This is a genomic window from Rathayibacter sp. VKM Ac-2754 (assembly GCF_009807095.1).
Classification (GTDB): Bacteria; Actinomycetota; Actinomycetes; order Actinomycetales; family Microbacteriaceae; genus Rathayibacter.
Genome location: NZ_WUCC01000003.1, coordinates 121,626 through 145,172, shown reverse-complemented (window position 1 = coordinate 145,172; position 23,547 = coordinate 121,626). Strand labels below are relative to the sequence as shown.

Sequence of the window (23,547 nt, the reverse complement as noted above, 5' to 3'; positions counted from 1 at the left end):
GCAGCGAGTGAGGGAACCCCTGGGCGAGGGGCGGCGGGTCAGCCCTCGGCGACGGTGAGGACGATCTTGCCGCGGGTGTGGCCGGTCTCGAGCTGCTCGTGCGCCTCGCAGGCGCGGGCGAGGGGGAAGATGCCGTCGATGAAGACGCGGACGTCGCCCGACTCGAGCAGGCGCGAGATCACCGCGAGCGTGGCGCCGTCGGGCGCGACCTTGTAGGTCGAGGCCCGCACGCCGGCGACCGCCGCCTCCTGGAAGAACTCGGGCCAGCTGCCCGTCGGCGCATTGACGATGAGACCGCCGGGTCGCAGCACCTTCAGCGAGCGCGAGCCGGTGCTGTCGTGCACGTTGCCGACCAGGTCGATCACGACGTCGACGCCGTCGAGGATCTCGTCGAACCGCTCCGCCGTGTGGTCGATCACCTGGGCGGCGCCGAGCTCGCGCAGCCACTGCAGGTTGCGCGTGGATCCGGTCGCGATGACGGAGGCGCCGAAGTAGGCGGCGAACTGCACCGCGAAGTGGCCGACTCCGCCCGACCCCGCGTGGATCAGGATCCGCTGGCCCTCGTGCGCCTTCGCCAGCTCGACGACCATGCCCCAGGCCGTGAGCGCGGCGAGGGGGACGCCCGCCGCCTCGACGTGCGAGAGGGTCGTCGGCTTCCGGGCGATCGAGACGCTCGGCACGCTCACGTACTCGGCGTACGAGCCGGAGTAGCGGGGCACCATCACGAAGCCGTACACCTCGTCGCCCGGCCGTAGCGAGTGGGCCGGATAGGGGCTCGAGACGACGACACCCGAGAAGTCGTGGCCCAGCACGGCCGGGTACGAGGCGATCTGCGAGGCGACCCCGCGACCCGCGCGCGTCTTCGCGTCGAGCGGGTTCACTCCGGCCGCGATCACCTTGACGGTGAACTCGGCGTTGATGGCCGTGGGGGTGGGCACCGTCGCGAGGTGGAGGACGGAGGCGTCGCCGGGTGCGTCGATGACGGCCGCCGTCATGGTGTCCGGAAGGACGACCTCCTCCGGGATCTCCCCGATCGTGAGGCCGTGCCCGAGTGCACTGCTGTGCATCATCACCCTTCCTGTCGCGCCCCGGTGGTGCTTCGAGCGGGAGGGGACGACGGAATCCGCCCCCGGACCCCGCTTCCGAGTGCCGCGCCCAGTCAATCGAGGTAATGAGTCCGGGCTGTTACGGCGGTGTCACCCGCCGGAGAAGATTGCCGGTGTGACCCCCGGAGGGGAGGTGGAGCACTCGCTCAGCGGCCGTCTGGCACGATGAGGGGGTGCAGCGACGACGAGCCAGGATCTCACTCCTCACGGCCGGCTCGCTGCTCGTCCTGGCGGGGCTGGCACTGCTCCTCGCGGCACGGGTGAGCATCGGAACCAGTCGCTGGGTTTACGTCAGCGAGATGGGCGCGCCCGACATGGCGACCGCCGGGACCTTCCGCGTGGCGCTCCTCCTGGTGGCGGCCGGCGGCACCCTGACTGCGATCGGCGCGTGGAGCGTGCGGACGCGGCTCCTGCGCGCTCTGCCGCCCGCCGTGGTGGTCCTCCTGGCGTCGGGCTGCTTCGCCCTCGCCTCGCAGGTGACGTGCACCGCGGGCTGCCCGCTTCCGGTCGGCCCGACCTTCAGCTGGCAGGACCTCGTGCACACCTCGGCGGCCGTCCTCGGCTTCGCGGCGGCCTGTCTGGCGATGCTGCAGCTGTCGACGGCGCGCGAGCGGCCGGGAGTCGCGCGGCTGTCGCTCGTCGCCGGCATCACGGTCGCGGTGGTGGCGGGCATCGGGGCGATGCTCTCGCTCCTCCGGGTCTGGATGGGCGTCGGAGGCACGCTCGAGTTCGTGGCGACCGCGATCGCGGTGCTATGGCTGGCGATCGTGGGGAGCGTGCTGGCGCTCGAGGAGCTCAGCGCTGCGCGAGCCAGCCGCGCACGTGCCCGCGGATCTGCTCCTGCTGACGGGCGAGACCCTCGTCGCGGGCCGGGACCCGCTCGAATGCCGCATCCGGAAGAGATCTAGCCCACTGCTCCGCGACCGCGATCGGGTGCACCGGATCGCTCTCGGCCGCGATCACCAGCGTGCGCGCGATCACGCCGGCGAGCTCGCCCGAGTCGCGGTAGGCGGAGTTGCGGGGGATCTCGGCGAGGCGGACGGCGCGCTCTGCGGCGCGGTCGGCGCGGAACTGGCCGACCAGTGCCTCCGCGGAGGCCGGCGAGACGTCGGCGGCGCGCTGGAACAGGCCGGAGGCGCGGAACATCCGCTCGCCGCGCTTGGCGCCGTGGTCGTGCAGGAGCTGCGCGATGACGGGGAACACCGAGAGGTTCTCGGGCAGCGGCTCGGCGGTGAAGGCGGGGCGCACGAAGACGGCGCGGTCGATCGGGAGCACCTTGCGGCTGGCCAGCCGCAGCGCGATCGCGGCCCCCATCGAGATGCCGAGGACGGTGAGCGGCTTGTGCGCGGCTCCGGCGCGGACGACCTCTTCTGTGACCTCGTCGGCGAGGGAGTCGAGCGAGAAGTCGCCGGCCGAGCCGAGCAGGTCGGAGGCGCCGTGCGCGCGCACGTCGGGCGCGATCACCTCGACTCCGGCCGGCAGCGCCGCGCGCAGGAGTCCGAGCGGCTGGGAGCGGTCGCCGCCCAGGCCGTGGAGGAGCAGGACGGTCACCGTCGGCCTGCGCGCGTTCTCTCGTGCAGCTCGGCCATCAGCATCCCGGCGAGACGGACGAGCATGTGGATCTCGTCCTCGTCGCGGTCGACCCAGCGGCACTCGGGCTCGGCGTCGACGGGGACGAAGTCGCGGTGCTGCTCCCAGACGACCAGGGTGCGCTCGGCGCCGAGGACGTACTGCTGCCAGAAGACCTGGCGCAGGTAGTGGCGCGGGATGCTCTTCCACGGCTTGGAGGTCGTCTTGATCTCGCAGAGCTCGAGACGCCCGTCGTCACGGAGGCCGATGCCGTCGGGCGTGGCCAGGTGGCGCCGCTCCTGGCTCGCGTGGAAGAGGGCGCTACTGGGCTCGATGAGGTGCTCGCGGCGGACCCAGGCGGCGATCTCGGGTTCGCGCGCCCGGCCGTGATCGGTGAAGGCGTTGCCTCCGAAGCCCGTGCCGTAGAGCTTGTCGAGCGCCGCCTTGTCGATGGCGGCGGGGGAGGAGAGGCGGGCGACGTCGGTCGCGGTGATGCCGCGGGAGCGGGCACGGAGCCAGGCGACGCGGTCGGTCGAGTTCGCGACGACGCGCTTCAGGTGCGGCGGCTCGGCGTCCACGAAGACGGGCTGCGTCTCCCAGGGGAACGAGAGCTGCAGATCGGGCACCGATCAAGTCTGCGCCGGTTCTGTCGCCGAGCCCAATCGGCACGCCGAGGACGGGCGTTCGCCGACCGCGAGACGGGGCCGCCGCTGGACGGCCCCGTCTCCTGGTCAGAACGCGGCGGCGCCGGCCTCGGCGACGGTCTGGTCCTGCTCGATCGAGCCGGTCGAGACTCCGATCGCGCCGACGATGCGGCCGTCGCGGACCAGGGGGATCCCGCCGGGGAAGACGACCAGACGGCCACCGTGGGCGTCGTTCAGGCCGAACAGGTCTCCGGTGGGCCGGGTGGCCTCGGTGAGATCCCGCGTCTGCGTCTGGAACGCGATCGAGGTGTAGGCCTTGTTGATCGAGATCGAGATGCTGCCGATGTTCGCGGTGTCCATCCGCACGTGCGCCTTCAGATGGCCGCCGGCGTCCACGACGGCGATGTCCTGGGGCTGGCCGATCTCCTCCGCCTTGGCGACCGCGGCGTCGATGACGCGGCGGGCGTCGGCGAGGCTCAGGGAGTCGCCGATCCTCTCGGTGCTCATGGTGGTGTCCCCCTGCTCAGAAGGTGCGGATCGGGATCTCGGCGGGAGCCGCGAGCAGCTCCTTGATCTCGTCGTCGAGCTTGACGAGGGTGATCGAGGCGCCGGCCATGTCGAGCGAGGTGCAGTACTCGCCGACGTAGCTGCGCACGGGCCTGATGCCGAGCGCGGTGAGCTTCTCGTGGGCGATGCCGTAGAGGAGGTAGAGCTCCGAGATCGGGGTGCCGCCGAGGCCGTTGATCATCAGCGCGACCTCGTCGCCGTCGGAGTAGGGCAGATCGGAGATGATCGGGTCGAGCAGGAGGTCGACGATCTCGTTCGCGGGCACGATCTTCTGGCGGGCGCGGCCGGGCTCGCCGTGGATGCCGACTCCCAGCTCGATCTCGTCGTCACCGAGCTCGAACAGGGGCGAGCCCTTCGACGGCGGAGTGCAGGCGGTGAGCGCGACGCCCATCGTGCGGGTGACCGAGTTGACCTTCTCGCCGACGCGGACGACCTCGTCGAGCTCGGCGCCCGCCTCGGACGCGGCTCCGACCGCCTTGATCACGAAGAAGTTGCCGGCCACTCCGCGGCGGCCGATCGTGTAGGTCGAGTCCTTCACCGCGACGTCGTCGTCGATGAACAGCGTCCTGACCTTGATGCCCTCGGCGTCGGCGATCTCCTCCGCCATCTCGAAGGCCATCTTGTCGCCGGTGTAGTTGTTGACGAGCAGCAGCACGCCCTTCGCGCTGTTCACCCGCCGCGCGGCCTCGGTGACGTAGTCGGTCGGAGGCGCGGCGAACACGTCGCCGGGGCAGGCCGCGTCGAGCATGCCCTTGCCGACGATCATGACGTGGGCGGGCTCGTGACCCGAGCCGGAGCCCTGCACGATCGAGACCTTCGCGTCGCTGGGCGCATCGGCGCGGAGCACGAGGTTGTACTGCGGGTCGTAGACGAGCGTGTCCGGGTTCGCGAGGGCGAGACCCTTCAGCATCTCGGGGACGAACGCCTGGGGGTCGTTGACGAACTTCTTCATGGGTGGTTCCTCACTTCATCGTGGGTCTGGGAGTCGGGAGGGGTGGTCGGGTTCGGAGGGTCACCAGGTGTCGGCGATGCGCTCGGCCAGCACGGCCATCGCGATCGCGCCGGGGTCGGGCGAGCCGATGCTCCGCTCGCCGGTGTAGGAAGCGCGGCCGCGGCGGGCCTCGAGCGACGAGGTCGCCTCGGCGGCGGAGCGGCCGACCTCGGCGGCGTGGCGGGCGATCTCGGCGGAGGGCGCGCCCTCGGCGGCGTCGGCCTCGATCGCGTCGGTCATCGGCACGAGCGCGTCGAGGAGGGTCTTGTCGCCGAGGTCGGCGCCTCCGCGCTTCTTGATGCCCTCGATCGCGGCCCGGAGCATGGCGACGACGTCGGCCGCCTCCAGCTCGTGCCTGCCCTTGATCGTGATCGCGGCGCGGAGGAACGCGGTGCCCCAGATGGGACCCGAAGTGCCGCCGATCCGCCCGCTCATGGTCGTGGCGACCTTCTGCAGGAAGGCGCCGAGATCGGAGCGGTCGAAGGTGTCGAACTCGGCGAGCACCTTCTCGAACCCGCGGGCGAGGGAGTAGCCGAAGTCGCCGTCACCGGCGACGGCGTCGAGGTCGCAGAAGTACTTCTCGTTGTCGACGCAGGTCTGCGCGATCAGTCGGACGGTGGATTCGAGCCGGGTCTCGGTGTCGGTGCTCATGAGGGGTCCTCGTATCGGAGTGGTCAGCGGGTGAGGAGGGTGGTCAGGGTGCCGAGGTCGACGCGGTCGCCGACCTCGATGCCGCTGGGGTTCTGCAGCACGTGGGCCGGCTGCGTCGGAGGGTCGCCGAGGCTGTCGACGACCAGCGCGGCGCCGGAGAAGTCCTCCTCGGCGGTGAAGCTGCTGACCGTGACGACCGTGGTGAGGCCGGCCGCGACGGCCGCCCGCAGCCCGTTGGCGCTGTCCTCGACGACGACGGCGTCGGCCCGGTCGACCCCGAGCGACGTCAGCGCGAGCTCGTAGATGTCGGGCGCCGGCTTCTTGCGGGGCACGACGTCGCCCGCGAAGACCGCGAAGCGCGAGGCGGTGCTGTCGCCGACGGCGTGCTCGAGCACCGCGCGCACCGATGCCTCGGCCGACGTGGAGGCGACGGCGAGGAGCCAGCCCGCGTCGAGCGCCTCGGCGACGATCCGGGCGATCCCGGGCCGTCCGGGCATCGCTCCGGAGCGGACCATGGCGGTGTAGCGGCGGGTCTTCTCCGCATGCCAGTCCTTGATCAGCGCCTGCTGCTCCTCCTGGCCCTCCGGCAGACCGGCCCGCTCGACGAACTCGGGGGTGAGCAGGGAGGCGAGCCGCTCCTTGCCGCCGCCGATGCGGAGCACCTCGGCGTAGTCGCTCTCGCTCCACCGGACGGGCAGTCCCGCGTGCTCGAAGGTCTCGTTGAAGGCGGGCAGGTGGCCGTCGCGCTCCGTGTCGGCGAGGACGCCGTCGCAGTCGAAGATCAGCGCACGGGTCATCGCGCGCTCGCCCGGCCCTCGGCACCGAACCACGCGATGTGCTCGGCGATCGTGTCGGTCACCGCGGCTGAGATGTCGACGATCAGCTTGGGCGGGTCCCAGGAGTCGGAGTCGCGCGCTCTCTCGAGGTGCGCGAGCGACGCCTGCATGTAGGCGTGCTTGACCGCGGTCGAGATGTTGATCTTCGAGACGCCCGCGTCGATGAACGCGCGGAAGTCGGCCTCGGCGAGGCCGGTTCCTCCGTGCAGCACGATCGGCCGGTCGGTCAGGGCCGCCAGCGCGGCGGCGCGCTCGGGGAGGATCTCGGGGTCGGCCTTGTAGAGCCCGTGGCTCGTGCCGAGCTGCGGGGCGAGCAGGTCGGCACCGGTCCGCTCGCCGACCTCGGCCAGCTGCTCCACGGAGTAGGCGTGCTGGGCGTCGTCGCTCCCGACGCCGTCCTCGACTCCGAGGATGTTCTCGATCTCGGACTCGACGTCGACCCCGGCGGCGTGCGCCTGCTCGACGACCTCCTCCGTCTCGCGGACGGCGTCGTCGAAGCCGCGGTCGGAGGCGTCGAAGAGGACGGAGGACCAGCCCGCGGCCACGACCTCGTCGATCACCGCCCGGTCGGGGCAGTGATCGAGGTGGAGGGCGATCGGCACGGTCGCGTCGCGGCTGAGAGCCGCGAACAGGGCGGTGATGAAGGAGCAGCCCGCCGTGCGGACGGTCTTTGTCGAGATCTGGACGATCAGCGGCGCGCTCGTGCGCTCGGCGGCCGCGATGACGGCGCGCATGCTGATCTCGTCGAAGACGTTGACCGCGGGAACGGCGTAGCCGTCGCCCCGGGCAGCGCGGGTGAGAGTGCGGGTGGAGACGTCCACGGGGGCGTGCCTCACTTCCTCGTGAGTCGTACTGCACCGCATCGTTGCGGCGCACGGTTACGGACTGTACCTGCCTATACCGCCCTATACAAGTAGGATTGCGCTTGACTGGCTGGGCAACGACCGAGAGGAGACGGAGCATGGCCGAGGTCATCGATCGGAACTCCGCCGTCCCGATCTACCAGCAGCTCGAGGACATCCTGCAGGCGCGGATCGCGAGCGGTGAATGGGCGGACGGCGGGCGCGTCCCCTCCGAGAACGAGCTCAACCGCGAGTACGGGCTGAGTCGCATGACCGTGCGGGGAGTGCTCAACAAGCTCGCAGCGGACGGGCTCGTCGTGCGGGTCCCGGGCAAGGGCACCTTCGTCGCGCCCGAGAAGATCAGCGCGGTCTCGCCGGCGTACCGCGGCATCCGCGAGCAGCTCGAGGTGCTCGGCTACTCCATCTCGACGCGGCTCGTCTCGCTCGCGCGCGGAGTCGCTCCGGGCCGAGTGCAGAAGCGGCTCGGGCTCACCGCGGCCGACGAGGTCTTCGCGATCGTGCGCCTCCGCTCGGTCGACGGCAAACCCCTCAGCGTGCACCGCTCGTTCGTGCCGGCCGCGCTCGCTCCGACGCTCGACGGGCTCGACGTCGTCGGCGAGCAGCTGTGCGTGGTGCTCGAGGATCACTTCGCGCTCGACATGCACGACGTGTCGGAGGGGCTCGAGGCCGTGGCCGTGGGGGAGGCGGACGCGCAGCTCCTGGGCCTGCACCGCGGAGATCCGGCGCTCCAGCTCACCGATGTCATCTCGAGTCGGGCCGGCGTCGCGTTCGAGTACTCGACGATCGTGTTCCGCGGCGACCGGATGCGCCTGCAGTTCGACTACACCCGGCCCTGAGCGGCCAGGAACGCGTCCACCTGCGCGGGGGAGAGCAGGTGGCGGCGCACCATCAGGGCGGCGCCGCGGGCTCCGGAGGCGCCGCGGGCGGAGGAGGGGAGGATGTCGAGTGAGCGGGTCGCCAGCGGCAGGGAGCGGCGGTAGACCACCTCGCGGACGCCGGCGAGGATCTCGAGGCTCGCCTCCGCGATGCTGCCGCCGATCACGATGACGGAGGGGTTCAGCAGATTGACGCAGATCGCCAGCACCTCGCCGATGTCGCGGCCGGCGGCGCGGGTGAGCTCGACCGCGGAGGCGTCTCCCGCCTGCAGCAGGGCGACCACGTCGGAGGTGCTCGAGACGGAGAGGCGGCGCGCGAGGGCGGAGCCGCTCGCGATCGCCTCGAGGTCGGCCTCGCCGCGGTCGCCGGGCACCTTCACGTAACCGAGGTCGCCGGCCGCGCCGAGCGCGCCGCGCTGGAGCACGCCTCCGCTGACGATGCCGGCACCGATGCCCGTCGACACCTTCAGGTAGAGGAGGTCGTCGACGTCGCGGAAGCGGTCGGCGTGCTCGCCGAGGGCCAGGAGGTTCACGTCGTTGTCGACCAGGACGGGCACGGGGAGGCGGCCGCCGACGAAGGCGGGGATGTCGAAGCGGTCCCAGCCCGGCATGATCGGCGGCTTCACCGGCCGGCCGGTCGCGTGCTCGACGGGGCCGGGGACGCCGACGCCTACTCCTGCCAGTGGCGCGTCTCCGGGGATCCCGGCGAGCAGCGCGTCGGCGACGTCGAGGGCGTGTTCGAGGACGACGTGCGGACCGTCGGCGATGGCGATGGCCTCCCGCCGCTCGGCCAGGACGCTCCCGTCGAGATCGGTGACGGCGATCGTCGCGTGCGCCGCGCCGAGGTCGATCGCGAGCAGGTGCCGGGCTCCCGGGTCGAGGGCGACGCGCGCGGCGGGGCGGCCGCCGGAGGAGGGGGCGTCGTCGCGGCGGACGACGAGACCCGCGTCGGTGAGGGCGTCGAGCTGCGCCGAGACGGCGGCGCGGTGGGCGCCGGTCTCGGCGGCGACGTCGGCGCGGGTGCGGGCGACTCCGTCGGAGAGGAGCAGCAGCAGCTCGCCGGCCGCGCTCACGGGTCGACGGCGGGGTGGCATGGCGAGAGTCAACCACAGGGGCGGGCCTTCTGCTCATAACTCGAGGACTTCTAAGCCCTTGCCGGTCAAGTTCTGCTTGTCCACCGACAGAAGTCGCCGTAGGGTCGGACCACCATCCTTTCGACGTCGAATCAGGAGCACTCCCGGTGGCATCACCTACAGACCTCTCCGTCCAGCTCTACTCGGTCCGCGAGCCTCTCGCCGCCGACCTGCCCGCCACCCTCGACCGGCTCGCCGGCATCGGACTCGCGAAGGTCGAGCTCTTCGACTTCGTGAACCTCGCGGAGGGCTACCGCACCGCCCTCCCCGCCAGCGGGCTCACCGCCCCGAGCGCCCACGCGCGCCTCCTCGGACCGCAGGAGGGCACCTCCGTCGACGAGATCCTCGACGTCGCCGCCTCGCTCGGCGTGCAGACCGTCATCGACCCCCACGTCGACCCGGCCCGCTGGACCAGCGCCGACGACGTGAAGTCGATCGCCGACGACCTCAACGCGCTCGTCGACTCCGCCGCCTCGCGCGGGCTGACGCTCGGCTACCACAACCACTGGTTCGAGTTCGAGAACCGCGTCGACGGCACGAGCGCCTACGAGCACCTGGCGACCCTGCTCGATCCGCGCGTGCTCCTCGAGCTCGACACCTACTGGGCGGCCGTGGGCGGTGACGACCCGGTCGAGGTGCTCGGCCGCCTCGGCGACAAGGTCCGCTTCCTGCACATCAAGGACGGGCCGGTCTCGAGGGACACGGAGGCGCAGCTGCCCGCCGGCTCCGGCGCGATGGACATCCCCGCGGTGCTCGCCGCGGCCCCGCAGGCGCTCCCCGTGCTCGAGTTCGACGCCTACGCCGGCGACGTCTTCGAGGGCCTCACCACCGCCTACGCCTACGTCACCGGGATCGACGCATGAGCGGCTCGGGCCGCGCCGGCGTCGGCGTCATCGGTGCGGGCAACATCAGCACCCAGTACCTCACCAACCTCACCACCTTCCCCGACCTCGAGGTGCTGTTCGTCGCCGACATCGACCTCGAGCGCGCGAAGGCGCAGGCCGAGGCGTTCGGTGTCCCCGGGTCGGGATCGGTCGACGAGCTCCTCGCGCACCCCGGCATCGAGATCGTCGTCAACCTGACGATCCCGGCCGCGCACGTCGAGGTCGCCCGCCGCGCCGTCGAGGCCGGCAAGCACGTCTGGACCGAGAAGCCCTTCTCGCTCGACCGCGACAGCGGAGTCGAGCTGCTCGCCCTCGCGAAGGAGAAGGGACTGCGCGTCGCCACGGCGCCCGACACCTTCCTCGGTGCCGGTCTGCAGACCGCGCAGCGCATCATCGAGAGCGGAGCGATCGGCACGCCGCTCTCGGCGATCACGCTGTTCCAGGGCCCCGGCCCCGAGGGCTGGCACCCGAGTCCCGAGTTCTTCTTCACCGAGGGCGGCGGCCCGCTGCTCGACATGGGGCCGTACTACATCACGACCCTCGTGCAGAACCTCGGACCGGTCGAGAGCGTCACGGCGGTCTCGTCGCAGGCGCGCGCGACCCGCGTCGTCGGCTCCGGACCCAAGGAGGGCACCGAGTTCCCGGTGACCATCCCGACCCACATCGGCGGGCTGCTCCGCTTCGAGTCGGGCGCCTCGGCGCAGGGCGTCTGGAGCTTCGAGTCGAGCATGCTGCGGATGGGCTTCGTCGAGATCAACGGCTCGGAGGGCACCCTCGTCCTGCCCGACCCGAACATGCACGACGGCGAGATCACCCTCTACCGCCGCGGCACGAAGGAGCCCGAGGTCATCCAGGCCACGGGATCCACCGCCTCGCGCGGCACGGGGGTGCTCGAGCTGGCGCGCGCGATCCGCGCCGACCGGCCCGAGGCCGCCTCCGGTGACCTCGCCTACCACGTCACCGATGTGATGCTCTCGCTCCTCGAGGCCGCCGAGACCGGCGAGAAGGTGCTCGTAGAGAGCACCGTCGCGCCGCGTCCCGCGCTGCCGGAGGGCTGGGATCCGACCGAAGCGACGCTGGTCTGATGGCCGCCCTGCGCGTCGGGGTGCTCGGCGGCGGCTTCATGGCCGCCGTGCACAGCCGCGCGGCGCGCAGTGCCGGAGCGGTGCTCGCGGGCATCGCCTCCTCGAGCCCCGAGGAGGGCGAGCGGGCGGCGGGCGAGCTCGGCTTCGAGCGCTCCCACTCCGACGCGCGGGCACTGATCGAGGACGACGACATCGACCTCGTGCACGTCTGCACGCCGAACGCCTCGCACGCCGAGCTCGCGCTCGCGGCGATCGCGGCGGGCAAGCACGTCGTCTGCGAGAAGCCGCTGGCGGCGTCGGTGCAGGAGGCGCGCTCGCTCGCGCGGGCCGCCGCCTCCGCCGGCATCGTCGCCGCGGTCCCGTTCGCCTACCGGTTCCACCCGATGGTCCGCGAGGCGCGGGCCCGGGTCGCCGCGGGCGAGACCGGGCGCCTGGTGACCGTGCGCGGCAGCTACCTGCAGGACTGGCTGCTGGGCGCCTCAGACGACGACTGGCGGGTCGACCCGGCCTCGGGCGGGCGCTCGCGCGCCTTCGGCGACATCGGCTCGCACCTTGTCGATCTGCTGGAGTTCGTGACGGGAGAGCGCATCGAATCGCTCGCCTCGGTCACGAGCACGATCCACGCCGAGCGGGGCGGCAGGCCGGTCGAGACGGAGGACGTGGCGGGCGCGATCGTCCGGCTCTCCGGCGGTGCCGTGGGCACCCTCCTGGTCTCGCAGGTGACCGCCGGGCACCGCAACGAGCTCGTGCTCGAGGTCTCGGGGCTCGACGAGTCGCTGCGCTTCGAGCAGGAGCTCCCCGAGACGCTCTGGGTGGGTCGGCGCGACAGCGCAGCGCTCGTCCCGCGCGACGCGGCGATCCTCGCTCCGGACGCCGCGCGGCTCTCGATCGTGCCCAGCGGGCACCCGATGGGCTACCAGGACGCCTTCAACGCCTTCGCCCGCGACACCTACGCTGCCGTGGCCGGAGCCGAGGTCGAGGGTCTGCCGACCTTCGACGACGGACTCCGCGCGGCTCTGATCACCGAGGCCGTGCTCGACGCGGCCGCGACCGGCTCCTGGGTCGGCGTGCCCGGCGCCGCGGACGAGCAGTCCGGCGCGTGAGCGAGCATCCCGTAGGGCGGATCAGGGGGTGACGGGGGTGGGGGCGATGACTCGGATGACGGCGGAGTCGTCGGCGGCGGCGAGGCCGTGCGCGGCGCCGAGGAGGAAGAGCTGCTCGGCGGCGGCGGCGACCGGAGTCGACAGTCCGGAGTCGCGCGCGGCCGAGGTCACGATGCCCATGTCCTTGACGAAGATGTCGAGGCGGCTCAGCACCTCGGCGCCCTCCTCGTCGTAGGCCTGCAGCATCCGCGGGCCGCGGTTGCCGAGCATGAACGAGCCGGCCGCTCCGGCGGAGAGGGTCTCGAGCGTCGCGGCGGCGTCGAGCCCGAGCGCCTCGGCCAGGGCGAGCGCCTCGGCGCCCGCGGCGATGTGGACGCCGCAGAGCAGCTGGTTCACGGTCTTGAAGGCCTGACCGTCGCCCGCACGGTCGCCGATGACCGAGAGGGTCGAAGCGAGCAGGTCGAGCACGGGCTGCGCCTTCTCGCGCGCCTCGGGAGCGGCGCCGACGACGATCAGCAGGTCTCCGGCTCCGGCGCGCACCGGCCCGCCCGAGAGCGGGGCGTCGACGAGGTGCACGCCGCTCAGCTCGAGTCGGGTCGCCACGTCGACCACATCGGCGATGCCGACGGTGCTGGTCATGACGACGACGGCGCCGGGGGTGAGCGCCTCGGCGACGCCGGCCTCGCCGAAGAGCACCTCGCGCAGCTGCTCGCCGTTGCGCACGGCGAGGAGGACGGCGTCGACTCCCTCGACGGCTCCGCGGGCGGAGTCGAAGGGCGTGATGCCGGCATCGGCCGCCAGCTCGAGGCGGGCCGGCGCGATGTCGAAGCCGTGCACGGTGAGTTCGCCGGCGAGGCGGGTGGCCATGGGGAGTCCCATCGCGCCGAGTCCGAGGACGGCGACGCGGTACGGGGATGCTGACGTCATGAGGAGTGTCCGTTCGAGAGAGTGATGGTCGGAGCGGTGAGGACGGCGACGACGTCGGCGAGCGACTCGTCGCCTCCGACGTTGCCCGCGAACACGATGTAGGGGATCCCCGCCGCGGGTCCGTCGACGGGCTCCCAGAGCGAGACGATCCCGGGAAGCATCGGTCCGCGCACGATCGCGCGACGGATCCGCAGGCCCGCGGAGGCGACGTCGCTCGAGGTGATGCCGCCCTTCGCGATCACGAAGCGGGGGCGAGTGCGCTCGAGGATCCCCTGGACGACGCTCACCACCGCGGCCGAGACGCGGCGCGAGATGTCGAGGCTCTCGTCGGCGTCGTCGGTGCGGCGGAGTGTGCGGCTGGTGTGCACCGCGACGTCGCCGGCCGAGAGACCCGCGACCGCCTCCGCGACGACCTCGCCCAGGTGGGCCTCGGCCCGCAGGGGGTCGAGCACGGCGTCGATGTCGATCTCGAGCGTGGCCACCAGCCCGCCTCGCGCTGTGAGCACGCCCAGCTGGCGCGAGGTGAGGCCGACGTGCGAGCCGACCACGACCAGGCCGCCGCGGGCGAGATCGCCGGAGGGGTCGCCGGGGAAGATCTCCGCGGCGGTGAGGGGCGCGCGCACCTCCTGGCCGATGCGGGCCCGGACGAACGGCGGGCCGACGCGGTAGAGGAGGGTCTTCCCCGCCTCCTCCGCGCGCGAGAGGCCGAGGGCCAGGAGGCGCAGGTCGTCCTCGACGAGGGCGTCCACGACTACGGGCCGCGCGTCACCGAGGGGGAGGAGCGCCTCGACGATGCCGTCGACGCCTCCGCGCAGGGTGGCCAGATCGAGGCGGAGGACATCGGCGGCGGCCCAGCGCCCGCCGGTCTTCTCCTCGACCCAGTCGGCGAGGTCGGAGGAGCGGTAGCCGAAGGTCGCGTCGCGCGCGAACTCGGTCTCGGCGATCGGAGTCAGCCCGTCGTCGCCGCGCATGTAGTGGACGCCGCCGATGGTCACCCGGCCCGCGTCGGGGAACGCGGGGACGATGACGACGCCGTCGTAGCCGCGACCGGTGACGGAGCGGAGGGTCTCCTCGATGACGTCGGTCTCGAGCGGGTAGTGGCCGCGCAGGGTGGAGTCGCCCCGGCTGACGAAGCCGATCGCCAGGTCGAGCTCGGCGGCGGCGGCGCTCGCGTGCGCCACGACCTCGCGGTTGCGGGCGGCGGCGGAGCCGGGGTCGAGGCTCCGCGTGTTGGTGAGGACGTAGACGGCGGCGGCGTCGCGCTCGAAGGCCCAGAGGAAGTCGTCGGTGTCCCAGGAGGTCAGCACGGGGAGGTCGGAGACCGACTGCGTGCCGGTCGGATCGTCATCGAGCACCACGAGCACTCGGCGCGACCGGGCGACCTCGGCGGCGACCGTCCGCGCCTCGACCTCGATGCGATCGGGCCAGCCCTCGATCACGCGTGCCTCTTCCACCATCATCACTCCCTTGTAGCTGATAGCAGATATCTTACAAGCCGCGACCGAGCCGTCAAGCGTCGTCGATGACGGTCATCGGAGGGTCGGCAGCACGAGGGTGCGGAAGTCCTCGGCCGTCTGCGCCATGTGCGCGGCCATCGCCCGACGGGACTCCTCGGCGTCGCCGGTGCGCAGAGCCGCGACGATCGCCGCGTGCTGCTCGATCGCATGGCGCTGGATCCGCGGGATCGCCGAGGTCTGCTCCCGCTTCTCGCGCAGGACGCGGGAGAGGGGGGCGAAGACGACTCCGACGAAGGCGTTGGCCGTCGCCGCGAGGATCACGTCGTGGAACGCGATGTCGGCCTCGACGAACGCGGCGACGTCCTCGTGCTCGTGCGCTCCCCGCATCCGCTCGACGAGGACATCGAGCCGCTGGAGGTCGGACTCGGTGCGCCGCGTCGCCGCGAGGGCGCAGGCCCCGCACTCGAGCATCTCGCGCACCTCGATGAGCTGCAGCTCGGCCGCTCCTACGTCGGCGCCGTGCGCGATCGCGCGGAGCACCGGGCCGACGTCCGTCCAGAGCGTCGTCGGATTCACAACGCCGCGCTTGCCCCGGCGCGCGTCGAGCACGCCCAGGCCCTGCAGGCGCTTGAGCGCCTCGCGCATCGTGACCCGGCTCACATCGTGCCGCTCGGCGAGGTCGGCCTCGCTCGGCAGCTCGGAGCCGACGGGCAGCGCGCCGCTGACGATCTCGTCGAGGAGAGCGTCGGCGACGGTCGTGACGAGGGAGGCGCGCACCACGGCCCTCGGCCCCGCTAGTCGGCGGTCTTGGCGGCGCGCTCGGCCTTGATGCGCGCCTGCTCGCGGCGCACCTCCGCGTAGCGGTTCTGCTCGACCCGCAGCCACTCGGGCACCTCGTCGAGCAGCGCCTGGATCTCGGTGGTCGTGAGGGCCTCGGTGACGCCGCCGCGGGCCAGACCCGAGATCGAGACGTTCAGCCGCGAGGCGATGACGGGGCGCGGGTGCGGCCCGTTCTCGCGCAGCTCGGTCAGCCAGGCCGGCGGGCTCTCGACCAGCGCGTCGTACTGCTCGCGCGTGATCGCGGACTGCTGGAACTCCTCCGGGGTCGCGGGGAGGAAGATCTGGAGCTTCTTCGCCGCGGTCGCAGCCTTCATCGTCTGTGTCGCCTTGGCCATGCGGCAACCCTACCGGCGCCCGGTCGACCGCCTACCCTGGAGCGATGAGCGACGAGCCGGAGACCACCGATCACGAGGCGGCTCCGGAGGATCTCGACACCGTCGTGGACACCGGGCCGGTCCTCGCCGTCTCGCTGGTCCCCGGGGTGACGCCGACCAAGTGGACCCGGGTGTGGGGCCAGCGCCGCCCCGAGCTGCCGCTGCGCATCACGGTGATCGGCGAGCACGAGCAGGAGGAGGTGCTCCGCGACGGCCGCGCGATCCTCGCGTTCGTCCGCGGCGACGTCGTCTCTCCCGCCGTCAGCTCGATCCACCTCTACGACGAGCAGCCCGTCGCGGTGCTCTGGCGCGAGCACGCGCTCGCCGACGCCGAGGCCGTCGAGGTCGCCGACCTGGCCGAGGAGCACCTGCTCCAGGAGCCGTCGCAGGTGCCGGAGTGGGCGGCGCTCGCCGTCGAGATCGCCGACGGCTCGCGTCGGCCGCTCCCGGTGCTGCGCACGCTCGACGATGCGGTCGAGCAGGTCGCGGCGGGCGTGGGCGTGCTGATCCTGCCCCAGTCGGTCGCGCGGGTGCACAGCCGCAAGGACGTCGTCGCGGTGCCTGTGGAGGGAGTCGCGCCGACCTCGGTCCGCCTGGCCTGGCTGACGGAGGAGAAGAGCGACGACATCGAGGACTTCATCGGTGTCGTCCGAGGCCGCAGCGCCACCACCACGCGCGGCACCGCCGCCACCCCGCGCGTGGAGTCGCGCGCGAAGGCCGCCAAGGCGAAGGCCCGGGAGGCGCGCGAGGCGGCCGAGAAGGCGGGCGGCGGCAAGAAGAAGCCGAGCCGTCCCGGTGCTCCGAAGGCGGTCGTGCGGCGGACGCGGAAGCCCCGTGGGCGCTGAGTTCTCGCTGCGGCCGGGCGACGGTGCGGACGCGGACTGGATCGCCGAGCTGCGCGCCGTCGTGATGCGGCCCGATCTCGAGCGGCTCGACCGCTACGACGCCGACCGGGTGCGACGGCGCTTCACCGACGGGTACCGGCCCGAGCACACCCGCATCGTCGAGCTCGACGGCGTCTCGGTCGGCTGCATCGCGGCGCGGGTCGAGGAGGACGCGGTGTGGATCGAGCACTTCTACCTCGACCCGTCGGTGCAGGGGCGCGGGATCGGCGGCGCCGTGCTGCGCCGGGTGATGGCCGAAGAGGCGCTGGGCGACCGTCCGTTCCGCCTCGATGTGCTGCGGGGGAGCGCCGCGCGCCGGCTCTACGAGCGGCACGGGTTCCGTTGGGAGCGGCCCGAGGGGGAGTGGGACGAGATCCTGGTGACGGCGGGCGGGGAGTAGCGCGTGGGGGATCATCGCGAGATCGTCGTCGACCTCGACGTCGCGAGCGGCGAGGTCGCGGAGGCGCGATCGGCGCTCGAGGGGCTGCTCTCCTCCTCCGGATGGACGGATGAGGGAGGGACCTCCACCGACCGGATGCACGAGGGGCAGCGCGCGCTCGTGTTCGGGGCGGCCGCACGGGCGCGGTTCGCGCTCCTCACCGGGGGCACGCTCGTGATCCTCGCGACCCGCGAGGTGCACGGAATCGGCGACGGCACCACCGACCCGGCCTGCCCGTCGTGCGGCCTCCGCGTCGACGCCGGCGCGGCCGAACCCGCTCTCCGCTCCTGGTGGGAGGGAGCGGAGCCGACCCTGACGTGCGCTTCCTGTGGATTCCGCTCGCCGATGGGCGACTGGGACCTCCGCGACTCGGTCGCCATCGGCGGGCTCGCGATCGTGCTGGACGTGGCCGGGCCGGCCGCACTGGACCCCGCCGATGTCGCGGCGGCGCTCGCCGAGGATCTCCGCGCGGCGACGGGGCGACGGTGGGCGAGCACCCACCTGCACCTCTGACACCACTCGCACGGCCCGGTCGGCCCGGCCCTAGCATGGGCGAGCACCCCTCCGCCTCCCGCTCGCCCGGGACCGTTCGAAAGGGCACTCCGCCGTGTCCCAGCTCTCGCTCCGATCGGCCGCGGCCGCGGTCCTCGCTCTCGTCCTCGCCGTCTCCGCGAGCCCCGCCGCGTCGGCCGAGCCGCTGCCGGAGGCGCCGGTGGTCGCCTCCGCCGACGAGCTGTCGGCCCCCGCGCAGGCGATCGTGCCCGCGGGCGAGCACGCCTGGGAGCCGAGCGCGACGACTCCGCTGCCCGACTCTCCGCCGAGCGCCGCCGCCCGCACGCAGGCGGAGGCGAGCAGCCTCGCGAGCGCCACCGCGTCGATCACGGGCACGGTGCTCCTCGAGGAGGCGGACGGATCCTTCACCACGACCCTCCCGCGCGACACGTTCCTCTCGGTCGAGGTCTGGACCGCCGCCGACGGTGCGATCGGGACGTACGAGGTCGCGAACGACCTGACCTTCACCGCGGGCGGGCTGACCGCCGGTCGCACCTACTTCCTCCTCGTCCGCGACAACTACCCGACCTACGCGTCCCTCTGGTACGGCGGGAGCGCGATCGCCGTCGGCGCGCAGCCGCTGGAGGCGCCCGCGTCGGGCATCGAGCTGCGCACGTCGCGGCTCGGGACGCTCTCGGGCACCGTCGGCGGCCTCTCGGGCGACCGCCGGGTCGACCTCTGGTACCGCGAGCCCTCCAACGGCGCCTTCTACCGGACGGACTCGCAGGACCTCCGCGTGTACGGCGGTGATCCCTACTCCTTCCCCTCGGTCGTCGCCGGCGAGTACCTGGTCAGGGCGTCGACGCAGTACGGAGTCGTGGACGACACGTACTGGGAGCACGTGCGCCGCTCGGGCGACGCGAGCACCGTCGCCGTCGCGATCGGCGGCAGCACCGGGGGGATCGGTCTCGAGCTCGACGACGACTACCTCTGGTACACCGGGCGCCTGGCGGGGTCCGACCGGTACGCGACCTCGGTCGCGGCGACCAGCGCGGTCTTCTCGCCCGGCATCCCCGTCCTCTACCTCGCCAGCGGGGCGAAGTGGCCGGACGCGCTCAGCGCGGCTCCGGCTGCCGCGGCGCAGGGTGGCGCGCTGCTGCTCACCGATCCCGACCGTCTCCCCGCCGTCGTCGCCGACGAGATCCGGCGCCTCGACCCGGCGCGGGTCATCGTCGTGGGCAGCGATCTGAGCGTCGGCCCCGGCGTCCTCGGCGCCGTCCGCTCCCTCGTGTCCGACACGACGCGCATCGGCGGCAGCGACCGCTACGACACGTCCCGCAGGGTCGTCGCGGACGCCTTCGGCACGGGGCCCTACGACGAGGTGTTCCTGGCGACGGGGACGAACTTCCCCGATGCTCTGTCGGCCGCTCCGATCGCCGGCTGGCGCGGCGAGCCCGTGCTCCTCGTCGACGGCGCGACTTCCACAGTCGACACCCCGACCGAGGCGGCGCTGCAGGATCTCGACCCCGGGCACGCGGAGTTCATCGGCGGCGGACCCTCGATCTCCGAGGCGTACCAGGACGACTTCACCCGCCGCGGCCTCGCCGAGACGGTGTCGCGGATCGCGGGCTCGAACCGCCACGACACCAGCGTCCGGCTCAACCGCGCCTACCCGCAGTCGCTGCTGCAGGACACGGTGTTCTTCGCGGCCGGCGACTCGTTCGCCGACGCCCTGTCCGGCGCGACGAGCGCGGCCGCTCTCGGCTCGTCCGTGCTGCTGACGGAGCGCGACTGCGTCCACGACTACACGACCGACTTCATGGCCACGAACTCGAAGAACTACGCGTTCCTCCTGGGCGGCGAGCCGACGCTCACCCGCGACGTCGAGAACCTCGTCGTCTGCGAGTACCGCTGACCGGCGCTCAGGCCGCCGTCGGACGGCGAGGCTAGGTTTCTCCCATGCCCACGAGCGATGAGACCTGGACCCTGGCCGACCACGACGTACCCGTCTACCGGAGTGGGGACGGCGAGCACGCGCTCATCGTGATCCACGAGGTGTGGGGAGTGGACGGGCACATCCGCTCGGTCGCCGACCGGTACGCGGCCGAGGGGTTCCGCGTCGTCGCGCCCGAGCTGCTGGCCGAGAGCGGGCTGCTCGAGCAGCTCGACACCGAGCAGCGCGCCGACTACGACCACCCTGTGCGCAGGCTCCCGCGCCAGGTCGAGCTGCGGACGTTCTTCGCCCCCGTCTTCACGCCCGAGCACGCCAAGCGCTCGGTCGCGATCCTCCAGGCGCTGGTCAGCCGGCTGCTGAGCGAGGAGGGCGTGCTGAGCGTCTCGGTGACCGGCTTCTGCTACGGCGGGACCTTCAGCTACGCGCTGGCGCTGGCCGAGCCGCGCCTCGCCTCCGCGGTGCCCTTCTACGGGCACACGACCGCCTCCGACGAGGAGCTCGCCGCCCTCGAGGTCGCGGTGCTCGCCTTCTACGGCGACCAGGACGCGCCGCTGATGGAGCAGGTGCCGCGGATCCGCGAGGCCACCGCCGGTGAGGACGTCGAGCTCGTCGTCTACCCGGGCGCCGGCCACGCGTTCTTCAACGACTCCAACGACGGCACCTACGACGAGGCCGCGGCGACCGACGCCTGGCCGCGCGCGCTCGCGTTCCTCCGCGCCCACGCGATCTGACCCGCGCGGTCCGTCGGGGCACGGCCGCACGCAGGAGGTCTGTTCTGCCGGGCGCGGTGAAGGCGCTTCGCGTGTCGCTGGTGAGGGAGAAGCCTGAGCCGTCGCCCCTTATCAGCTGGTAGAGTAGCCCCGCAGGGGCGTATCGAGACCCACCAGCGTCAGCGGATGAGGCTTCTGCCCTCGACTTCTGACGCAGGGGGATCTCGATACGCCCGCTGCGCGGGCTACTCGATCAGCATGGGGAGGCCGCACGCGGGAGGTCTGCTCTACCGGTCGCGGTGAAGCCGCTTCGCGTCTCGCTGGTGAGGGGGAAGTCTGAGGCGTCGCCCTCCCCTGCTGGTCGAGTAGCCCCGTAGGGGCGTATCGAGACCCACCAGCTTCAGCAGATCAGGCTTCTGATCTGGGCTGCTGACGGTGGTGGATCTCGATACGCCCGCTGCGCGGGCTACTCGATCAGCGAGGCAGGGGACCGCACGCAGGAGGTTACTTTTCCTCCGAGACCCACCAGCGACAGCGGATCAGGCTTCTGCGCTGATCTTCTGACGATGGTGGATCTCGATACGCCCGCTGCGCGGGCTGCGGGCTCGATCAGCGAGGAGGAGTGGCGGGGCCGTAGACGTCCGCGTCAGGCGACGTCCTTCACGTGGCCTGCCTTGATGTGGAGGCGGCGCTGGGCGCGCCTGGCCACGGCGGAGTCGTGCGTCACAATCACCAGGGTGAGGCCGAGGTCCTTCCAGAGCGTCTCGAGCAGCGTCATGATGTCGTCGCGCGTGTCCTCGTCGAGGGCGCCCGTCGGCTCGTCGGCCAGCAGCACCTTCGGGTTCTTCACCAGTGCCCGGGCGATCGCGACGCGCTGCTGCTGACCGCCCGAGAGCTCGGCGGGCAGGTGGTCCAGGCGGTCCGCGAGACCGACGGAGGCGAGGGCCTCCTTCGCCCGCGAGGCGCGCTCGGCCGACGGAATCCGCTGCGGAGCGAGCGCCGTCTCGACGTTCTCGAGCGCCGTGAGCGTCGGGATCAGGTTGAAGCTCTGGAAGACGATGCCCACCTCCGTCGCCCTGACCGCCGCCAGACGTCCGTCACCGGCCGAGGAGATCTCGTTGTCGCCGAGCACGACGGTGCCCGAGGTCGGGCGGTCGAGCGCGCCGAGCATCTGCAGCAGCGTCGACTTCCCGCCGCCGGTCGGCCCCTGGATGGCGACCATCTGGCCGTCCGGGATGGAGAGGGTGACGTTCTTCAGCGCGGTGACCTCGGTCTTCGCTCCGTCGTAGCTCTTGCTGACGTTCGTGAGGGTGTACATGGCGATGTCCTTCGTCTCGGGGGTGGGCCGGCTCAGCCGACGGAGCGCAGGGCCGCGGCGGGGCGGAGGCGGGCAGCGCGCCAGCCTCCGACGGCTCCGGCGAGGAGGCCGCCGAGGACGGCGAGGCCGACGGCGAGCAGGATCACGGGGACGGTGATCGGGAGCGACAGGGCCACCTCGGTGGCGGCGGTCGCCGTCTGCGCGGCACCGGGGCCACCGCCTCCGAACCCGCCGCCGCCGGGGCCGGCCGCCGCGGTCGTCGTCGCGGAGCTGCCCGAGAGGGTGGGCGCGATCAGGTTCACGATCGCGACGCCGACGAGTCCGAGCACGATGCCCGCTGCGCCTCCGATCAGGCCCTGCACCACCGACTCGCCGGCCACCTGGCGGACGATCGAGCCGTTGGTCCAGCCGATGGCCTTGAGGGTGCCGAACTCGCGGGTGCGGCGGGTGACGCCCGAGATGGTGAACAGCGTCGCGATGAGGAACGCGGCGGCGAGGACGAGCAGCGAGAGCCAGGTGCCGAGATTCGCGACCAGGTCGCCCGCGGTCGAGAGCGAGCCCGAGACCGAGGAGGCGAGGTCGGACTGGGTCGAGACGGTGCTGTCGGGCAGCGCGGTCTGGATGTCGGACTGGATCTGCGCGATGTCCTCGGAGGACGCGGCCTGCACGTAGACGGACGAGATCATGCCGTCCTGGCCGGACAGGGTCTGTGCCACGTCGAGCGGGATGTAGGTGTCGGAGGCGGTGCTCGCGTCGGTCGAGTCGGAGGTGACGATGCCGATCACGCTGAACTCGGTGCCGCCGATGTCGAGGGTCGAGCCGACCGAGAGCTCGGCGGTCGTGGCGTAGGACGAGTCGATCAGGACCACGTTCTGTCCCGCGTCCTCGGCGGTGAAGGTGCGGCCGTCGGTGAGGCTCACGTCGGCCAGGGGGCCGATCGCGGAGCCGGCCGGGTCGAGGCCGAGCACCGAGAACGAGTCGACGTCGAACGAGGAGCCGCCCGCGCCGTCGGGGCCGCCGGTCGGGGCCTCGCCCGTCGTGCCCTGGCCGGGCGCCGTGCCGGTGCCCGCCTGGCTCATGTCGGGCAGCTCGCCGTCGAAGGTCGTGTTGTTCAGCGAGAGCACGCCGATGGCGTTCTGCACGTCGTCGACTCCGAGGACGGTGTCGAGAGCGGTCGCGTCGAAGGTGGTCGTGCCGCGGTCGGCCTCGAGGCGCGACTGGCTGACCGAGGTCGTGCCGTCCTCGGTGGTGCCGTCGGCCTCGCCGAAGTCGAACTGCTGGCCCGCCCCGCCCCCCTCGGCGGGGGCCTCGGCTGCCCGGGTCACGGTGATGTCGGTGCCGACTCCGTAGACGGACTCGAGGACCGAGGCCTGGGCGTTCTGCACGCCGGCCGAGAAAGCGTTGACGAGGATCACCAGGGCGATGGCGAGCGCCATCCCGGCCGAGATGATGACGGTCTGCCGTCGCCGGTTGGTGAGCTCTCGCCTGAGATAGGTGGCGAACATGGGTTCCTTCGGTCGGGGAGGGATCGAGCGGTGAGGTCCGCTCGGCGACCCGACCCTAGGAACGCCGGCTATGCCGGTTGTCGCGGTCGGCTATGAGGAGCCGATGACGCCGGCGGAGTGCCGTCGCGTGCCGGCCGCGGCCGACAGGGGCGCGCGCATCCGCGACACCTCCTCGGGGGTCACGGCGCGCCTGGGCGGGGGGCTTCCACGTCGGCGGAGCTCGGCGCTGTCGCGAAAGTGTCGGCTCGCGCCGCGGAACGGCGCGGATCCGTCCCTCCTCTCGGATCTCGGATGTCCAGCCCGTTCCCAGCGGGCGAGGATGTCGAGAGATCCTCGCCCG

The 23,547-nt window shown here is 72.4% G+C and carries 25 protein-coding genes; 10 read left to right on the top strand and 15 right to left on the bottom strand.

From position 1 onward, the window contains the following. Positions 1-38: 38 nt before the first annotated feature. Positions 39-1,067, bottom strand: coding sequence for an NADP-dependent oxidoreductase (locus GRS92_RS06185; RefSeq protein WP_442966229.1), 1,029 nt, complete (start codon positions 1,065-1,067; stop codon positions 39-41). A gap of 212 nt (positions 1,068-1,279) precedes the next feature. Here GRS92_RS06185 and GRS92_RS06180 point away from each other — a divergent pair, with 212 nt between their 5' ends. Beyond that, entirely contained in the window at positions 1,280-2,014 is a 735-nt protein-coding gene (locus GRS92_RS06180) for a DUF998 domain-containing protein (RefSeq protein WP_159854338.1), read from the top strand. On the opposite strand, the gene GRS92_RS06175 is transcribed toward GRS92_RS06180, so the two are convergent. From GRS92_RS06175 to GRS92_RS06145, 7 genes are all read right to left on the bottom strand, one after another. Continuing rightward, positions 1,902-2,657, bottom strand: a complete 756-nt coding sequence (locus tag GRS92_RS06175) for an alpha/beta hydrolase (RefSeq protein ID WP_159854327.1) — start codon at positions 2,655-2,657, stop codon at positions 1,902-1,904. The two genes, GRS92_RS06180 and GRS92_RS06175, sit on opposite strands and share 113 nt — an antisense overlap. Beyond that, entirely contained in the window at positions 2,654-3,292 is a 639-nt protein-coding gene (locus tag GRS92_RS06170; RefSeq protein ID WP_442966228.1) for a YqaJ viral recombinase family protein, read from the bottom strand. Before GRS92_RS06170 ends, GRS92_RS06175 begins: the two co-directional genes overlap by 4 nt. A gap of 114 nt (positions 3,293-3,406) precedes the next feature. Beyond that, positions 3,407-3,826 carry a GlcG/HbpS family heme-binding protein gene (locus GRS92_RS06165; protein ID WP_159854323.1) on the bottom strand — a complete coding sequence of 140 codons (420 nt, stop codon included), beginning with the start codon at positions 3,824-3,826 and terminating at the stop codon, positions 3,407-3,409. A 16-nt stretch (positions 3,827-3,842) separates the two neighbouring features. After that, on the bottom strand, positions 3,843-4,838 hold the full coding sequence (gene dhaK / locus GRS92_RS06160) for a dihydroxyacetone kinase subunit DhaK (protein ID WP_159854321.1): 996 nt from the start codon (positions 4,836-4,838) through the stop codon (positions 3,843-3,845). Positions 4,839-4,898: 60 nt separating this feature from the next. Continuing rightward, a complete protein-coding gene (dhaL, locus tag GRS92_RS06155) occupies positions 4,899-5,528 on the bottom strand; it encodes a dihydroxyacetone kinase subunit DhaL (RefSeq protein WP_159854319.1) in 630 nt (209 codons plus the stop codon). Between the two features lie 23 nt (positions 5,529-5,551). Further along, positions 5,552-6,325: an HAD-IA family hydrolase gene (locus GRS92_RS06150; RefSeq protein ID WP_159854317.1), complete on the bottom strand. Its 774-nt coding sequence runs from the start codon at positions 6,323-6,325 to the stop codon at positions 5,552-5,554. Beyond that, positions 6,322-7,185, bottom strand: a complete 864-nt coding sequence (locus tag GRS92_RS06145) for a class II fructose-bisphosphate aldolase (RefSeq protein WP_204162054.1) — start codon at positions 7,183-7,185, stop codon at positions 6,322-6,324. The genes GRS92_RS06150 and GRS92_RS06145 overlap by 4 nt, the downstream gene beginning before the upstream one ends. A 140-nt stretch (positions 7,186-7,325) precedes the next feature. On the opposite strand from GRS92_RS06145, the gene GRS92_RS06140 reads away from it, so the two are divergent. Further along, positions 7,326-8,063: a GntR family transcriptional regulator gene (locus GRS92_RS06140; RefSeq protein WP_159854313.1), complete on the top strand. Its 738-nt coding sequence runs from the start codon at positions 7,326-7,328 to the stop codon at positions 8,061-8,063. Here the strand turns inward: GRS92_RS06140 and GRS92_RS06135 are convergent. Then, positions 8,048-9,196, bottom strand: coding sequence for an ROK family transcriptional regulator (locus tag GRS92_RS06135; RefSeq protein ID WP_159854311.1), 1,149 nt, complete (start codon positions 9,194-9,196; stop codon positions 8,048-8,050). The genes GRS92_RS06140 and GRS92_RS06135 overlap by 16 nt on opposite strands. 146 nt (positions 9,197-9,342) lie before the next feature. Between GRS92_RS06135 and GRS92_RS06130 the strand changes: the two genes are divergently transcribed. From GRS92_RS06130 to GRS92_RS06120, 3 genes are read left to right on the top strand one after another with little or no spacing between them, the layout of a single operon-like run. Further along, entirely contained in the window at positions 9,343-10,098 is a 756-nt protein-coding gene (locus GRS92_RS06130; protein WP_159854309.1) for a sugar phosphate isomerase/epimerase family protein, read from the top strand. Then, a complete protein-coding gene (locus GRS92_RS06125) occupies positions 10,095-11,204 on the top strand; it encodes a Gfo/Idh/MocA family protein (RefSeq protein ID WP_159854307.1) in 1,110 nt (369 codons plus the stop codon). The genes GRS92_RS06130 and GRS92_RS06125 overlap by 4 nt, the downstream gene beginning before the upstream one ends. Next, positions 11,204-12,307 (top strand): Gfo/Idh/MocA family protein, encoded by a 1,104-nt coding sequence (locus tag GRS92_RS06120; protein WP_159854305.1) that lies wholly within the window; start codon positions 11,204-11,206, stop codon positions 12,305-12,307. The genes GRS92_RS06125 and GRS92_RS06120 overlap by 1 nt, the downstream gene beginning before the upstream one ends. A 21-nt stretch (positions 12,308-12,328) precedes the next feature. Here GRS92_RS06120 and GRS92_RS06115 read toward each other — a convergent pair whose 3' ends face one another. The 4 genes from GRS92_RS06115 to GRS92_RS06100 form a co-directional block, all read right to left on the bottom strand. Then, positions 12,329-13,234 carry an NAD(P)-dependent oxidoreductase gene (locus tag GRS92_RS06115; RefSeq protein WP_159854303.1) on the bottom strand — a complete coding sequence of 302 codons (906 nt, stop codon included), beginning with the start codon at positions 13,232-13,234 and terminating at the stop codon, positions 12,329-12,331. After that, the gene (locus GRS92_RS06110) at positions 13,231-14,691 is read right to left on the bottom strand and encodes a four-carbon acid sugar kinase family protein (RefSeq protein ID WP_159854301.1); all 1,461 of its coding nucleotides are present in this window, start codon (positions 14,689-14,691) and stop codon (positions 13,231-13,233) included. The genes GRS92_RS06115 and GRS92_RS06110 overlap by 4 nt, the downstream gene beginning before the upstream one ends. 72 nt (positions 14,692-14,763) lie before the next feature. Continuing rightward, positions 14,764-15,468, bottom strand: coding sequence for a FadR/GntR family transcriptional regulator (locus tag GRS92_RS06105; protein WP_327437426.1), 705 nt, complete (start codon positions 15,466-15,468; stop codon positions 14,764-14,766). 17 nt (positions 15,469-15,485) lie between these two features. Then, on the bottom strand, positions 15,486-15,866 hold the full coding sequence (locus GRS92_RS06100) for a DUF5997 family protein (protein WP_159854297.1): 381 nt from the start codon (positions 15,864-15,866) through the stop codon (positions 15,486-15,488). A gap of 44 nt (positions 15,867-15,910) precedes the next feature. Between GRS92_RS06100 and GRS92_RS06095 the strand changes: the two genes are divergently transcribed. The 5 genes from GRS92_RS06095 to GRS92_RS06075 all read left to right on the top strand — a co-directional run bounded on the left by GRS92_RS06095 (position 15,911) and on the right by GRS92_RS06075 (position 20,405). Next, positions 15,911-16,750 carry a LysR substrate-binding domain-containing protein gene (locus GRS92_RS06095; protein ID WP_159854295.1) on the top strand — a complete coding sequence of 280 codons (840 nt, stop codon included), beginning with the start codon at positions 15,911-15,913 and terminating at the stop codon, positions 16,748-16,750. Beyond that, a complete protein-coding gene (locus tag GRS92_RS06090; RefSeq protein ID WP_235021842.1) occupies positions 16,740-17,189 on the top strand; it encodes a GNAT family N-acetyltransferase in 450 nt (149 codons plus the stop codon). The genes GRS92_RS06095 and GRS92_RS06090 overlap by 11 nt, the downstream gene beginning before the upstream one ends. 3 nt (positions 17,190-17,192) lie before the next feature. Beyond that, on the top strand, positions 17,193-17,741 hold the full coding sequence (locus tag GRS92_RS06085; protein WP_159854293.1) for a hypothetical protein: 549 nt from the start codon (positions 17,193-17,195) through the stop codon (positions 17,739-17,741). 94 nt (positions 17,742-17,835) lie between these two features. Continuing rightward, a complete protein-coding gene (locus tag GRS92_RS06080) occupies positions 17,836-19,635 on the top strand; it encodes a cell wall-binding repeat-containing protein (RefSeq protein ID WP_159854291.1) in 1,800 nt (599 codons plus the stop codon). A 44-nt stretch (positions 19,636-19,679) separates the two neighbouring features. Continuing rightward, entirely contained in the window at positions 19,680-20,405 is a 726-nt protein-coding gene (locus tag GRS92_RS06075) for a dienelactone hydrolase family protein (protein ID WP_159854289.1), read from the top strand. Positions 20,406-21,030: 625 nt separating this feature from the next. Here the strand turns inward: GRS92_RS06075 and GRS92_RS06070 are convergent. Both GRS92_RS06070 and GRS92_RS06065 read right to left on the bottom strand, forming a co-directional pair. Further along, positions 21,031-21,702, bottom strand: coding sequence for an ABC transporter ATP-binding protein (locus GRS92_RS06070; RefSeq protein WP_159854287.1), 672 nt, complete (start codon positions 21,700-21,702; stop codon positions 21,031-21,033). Positions 21,703-21,734: 32 nt separating this feature from the next. Beyond that, on the bottom strand, positions 21,735-23,207 hold the full coding sequence (locus GRS92_RS06065) for an ABC transporter permease (RefSeq protein ID WP_159854285.1): 1,473 nt from the start codon (positions 23,205-23,207) through the stop codon (positions 21,735-21,737). Positions 23,208-23,547: the final 340 nt, after the last annotated feature.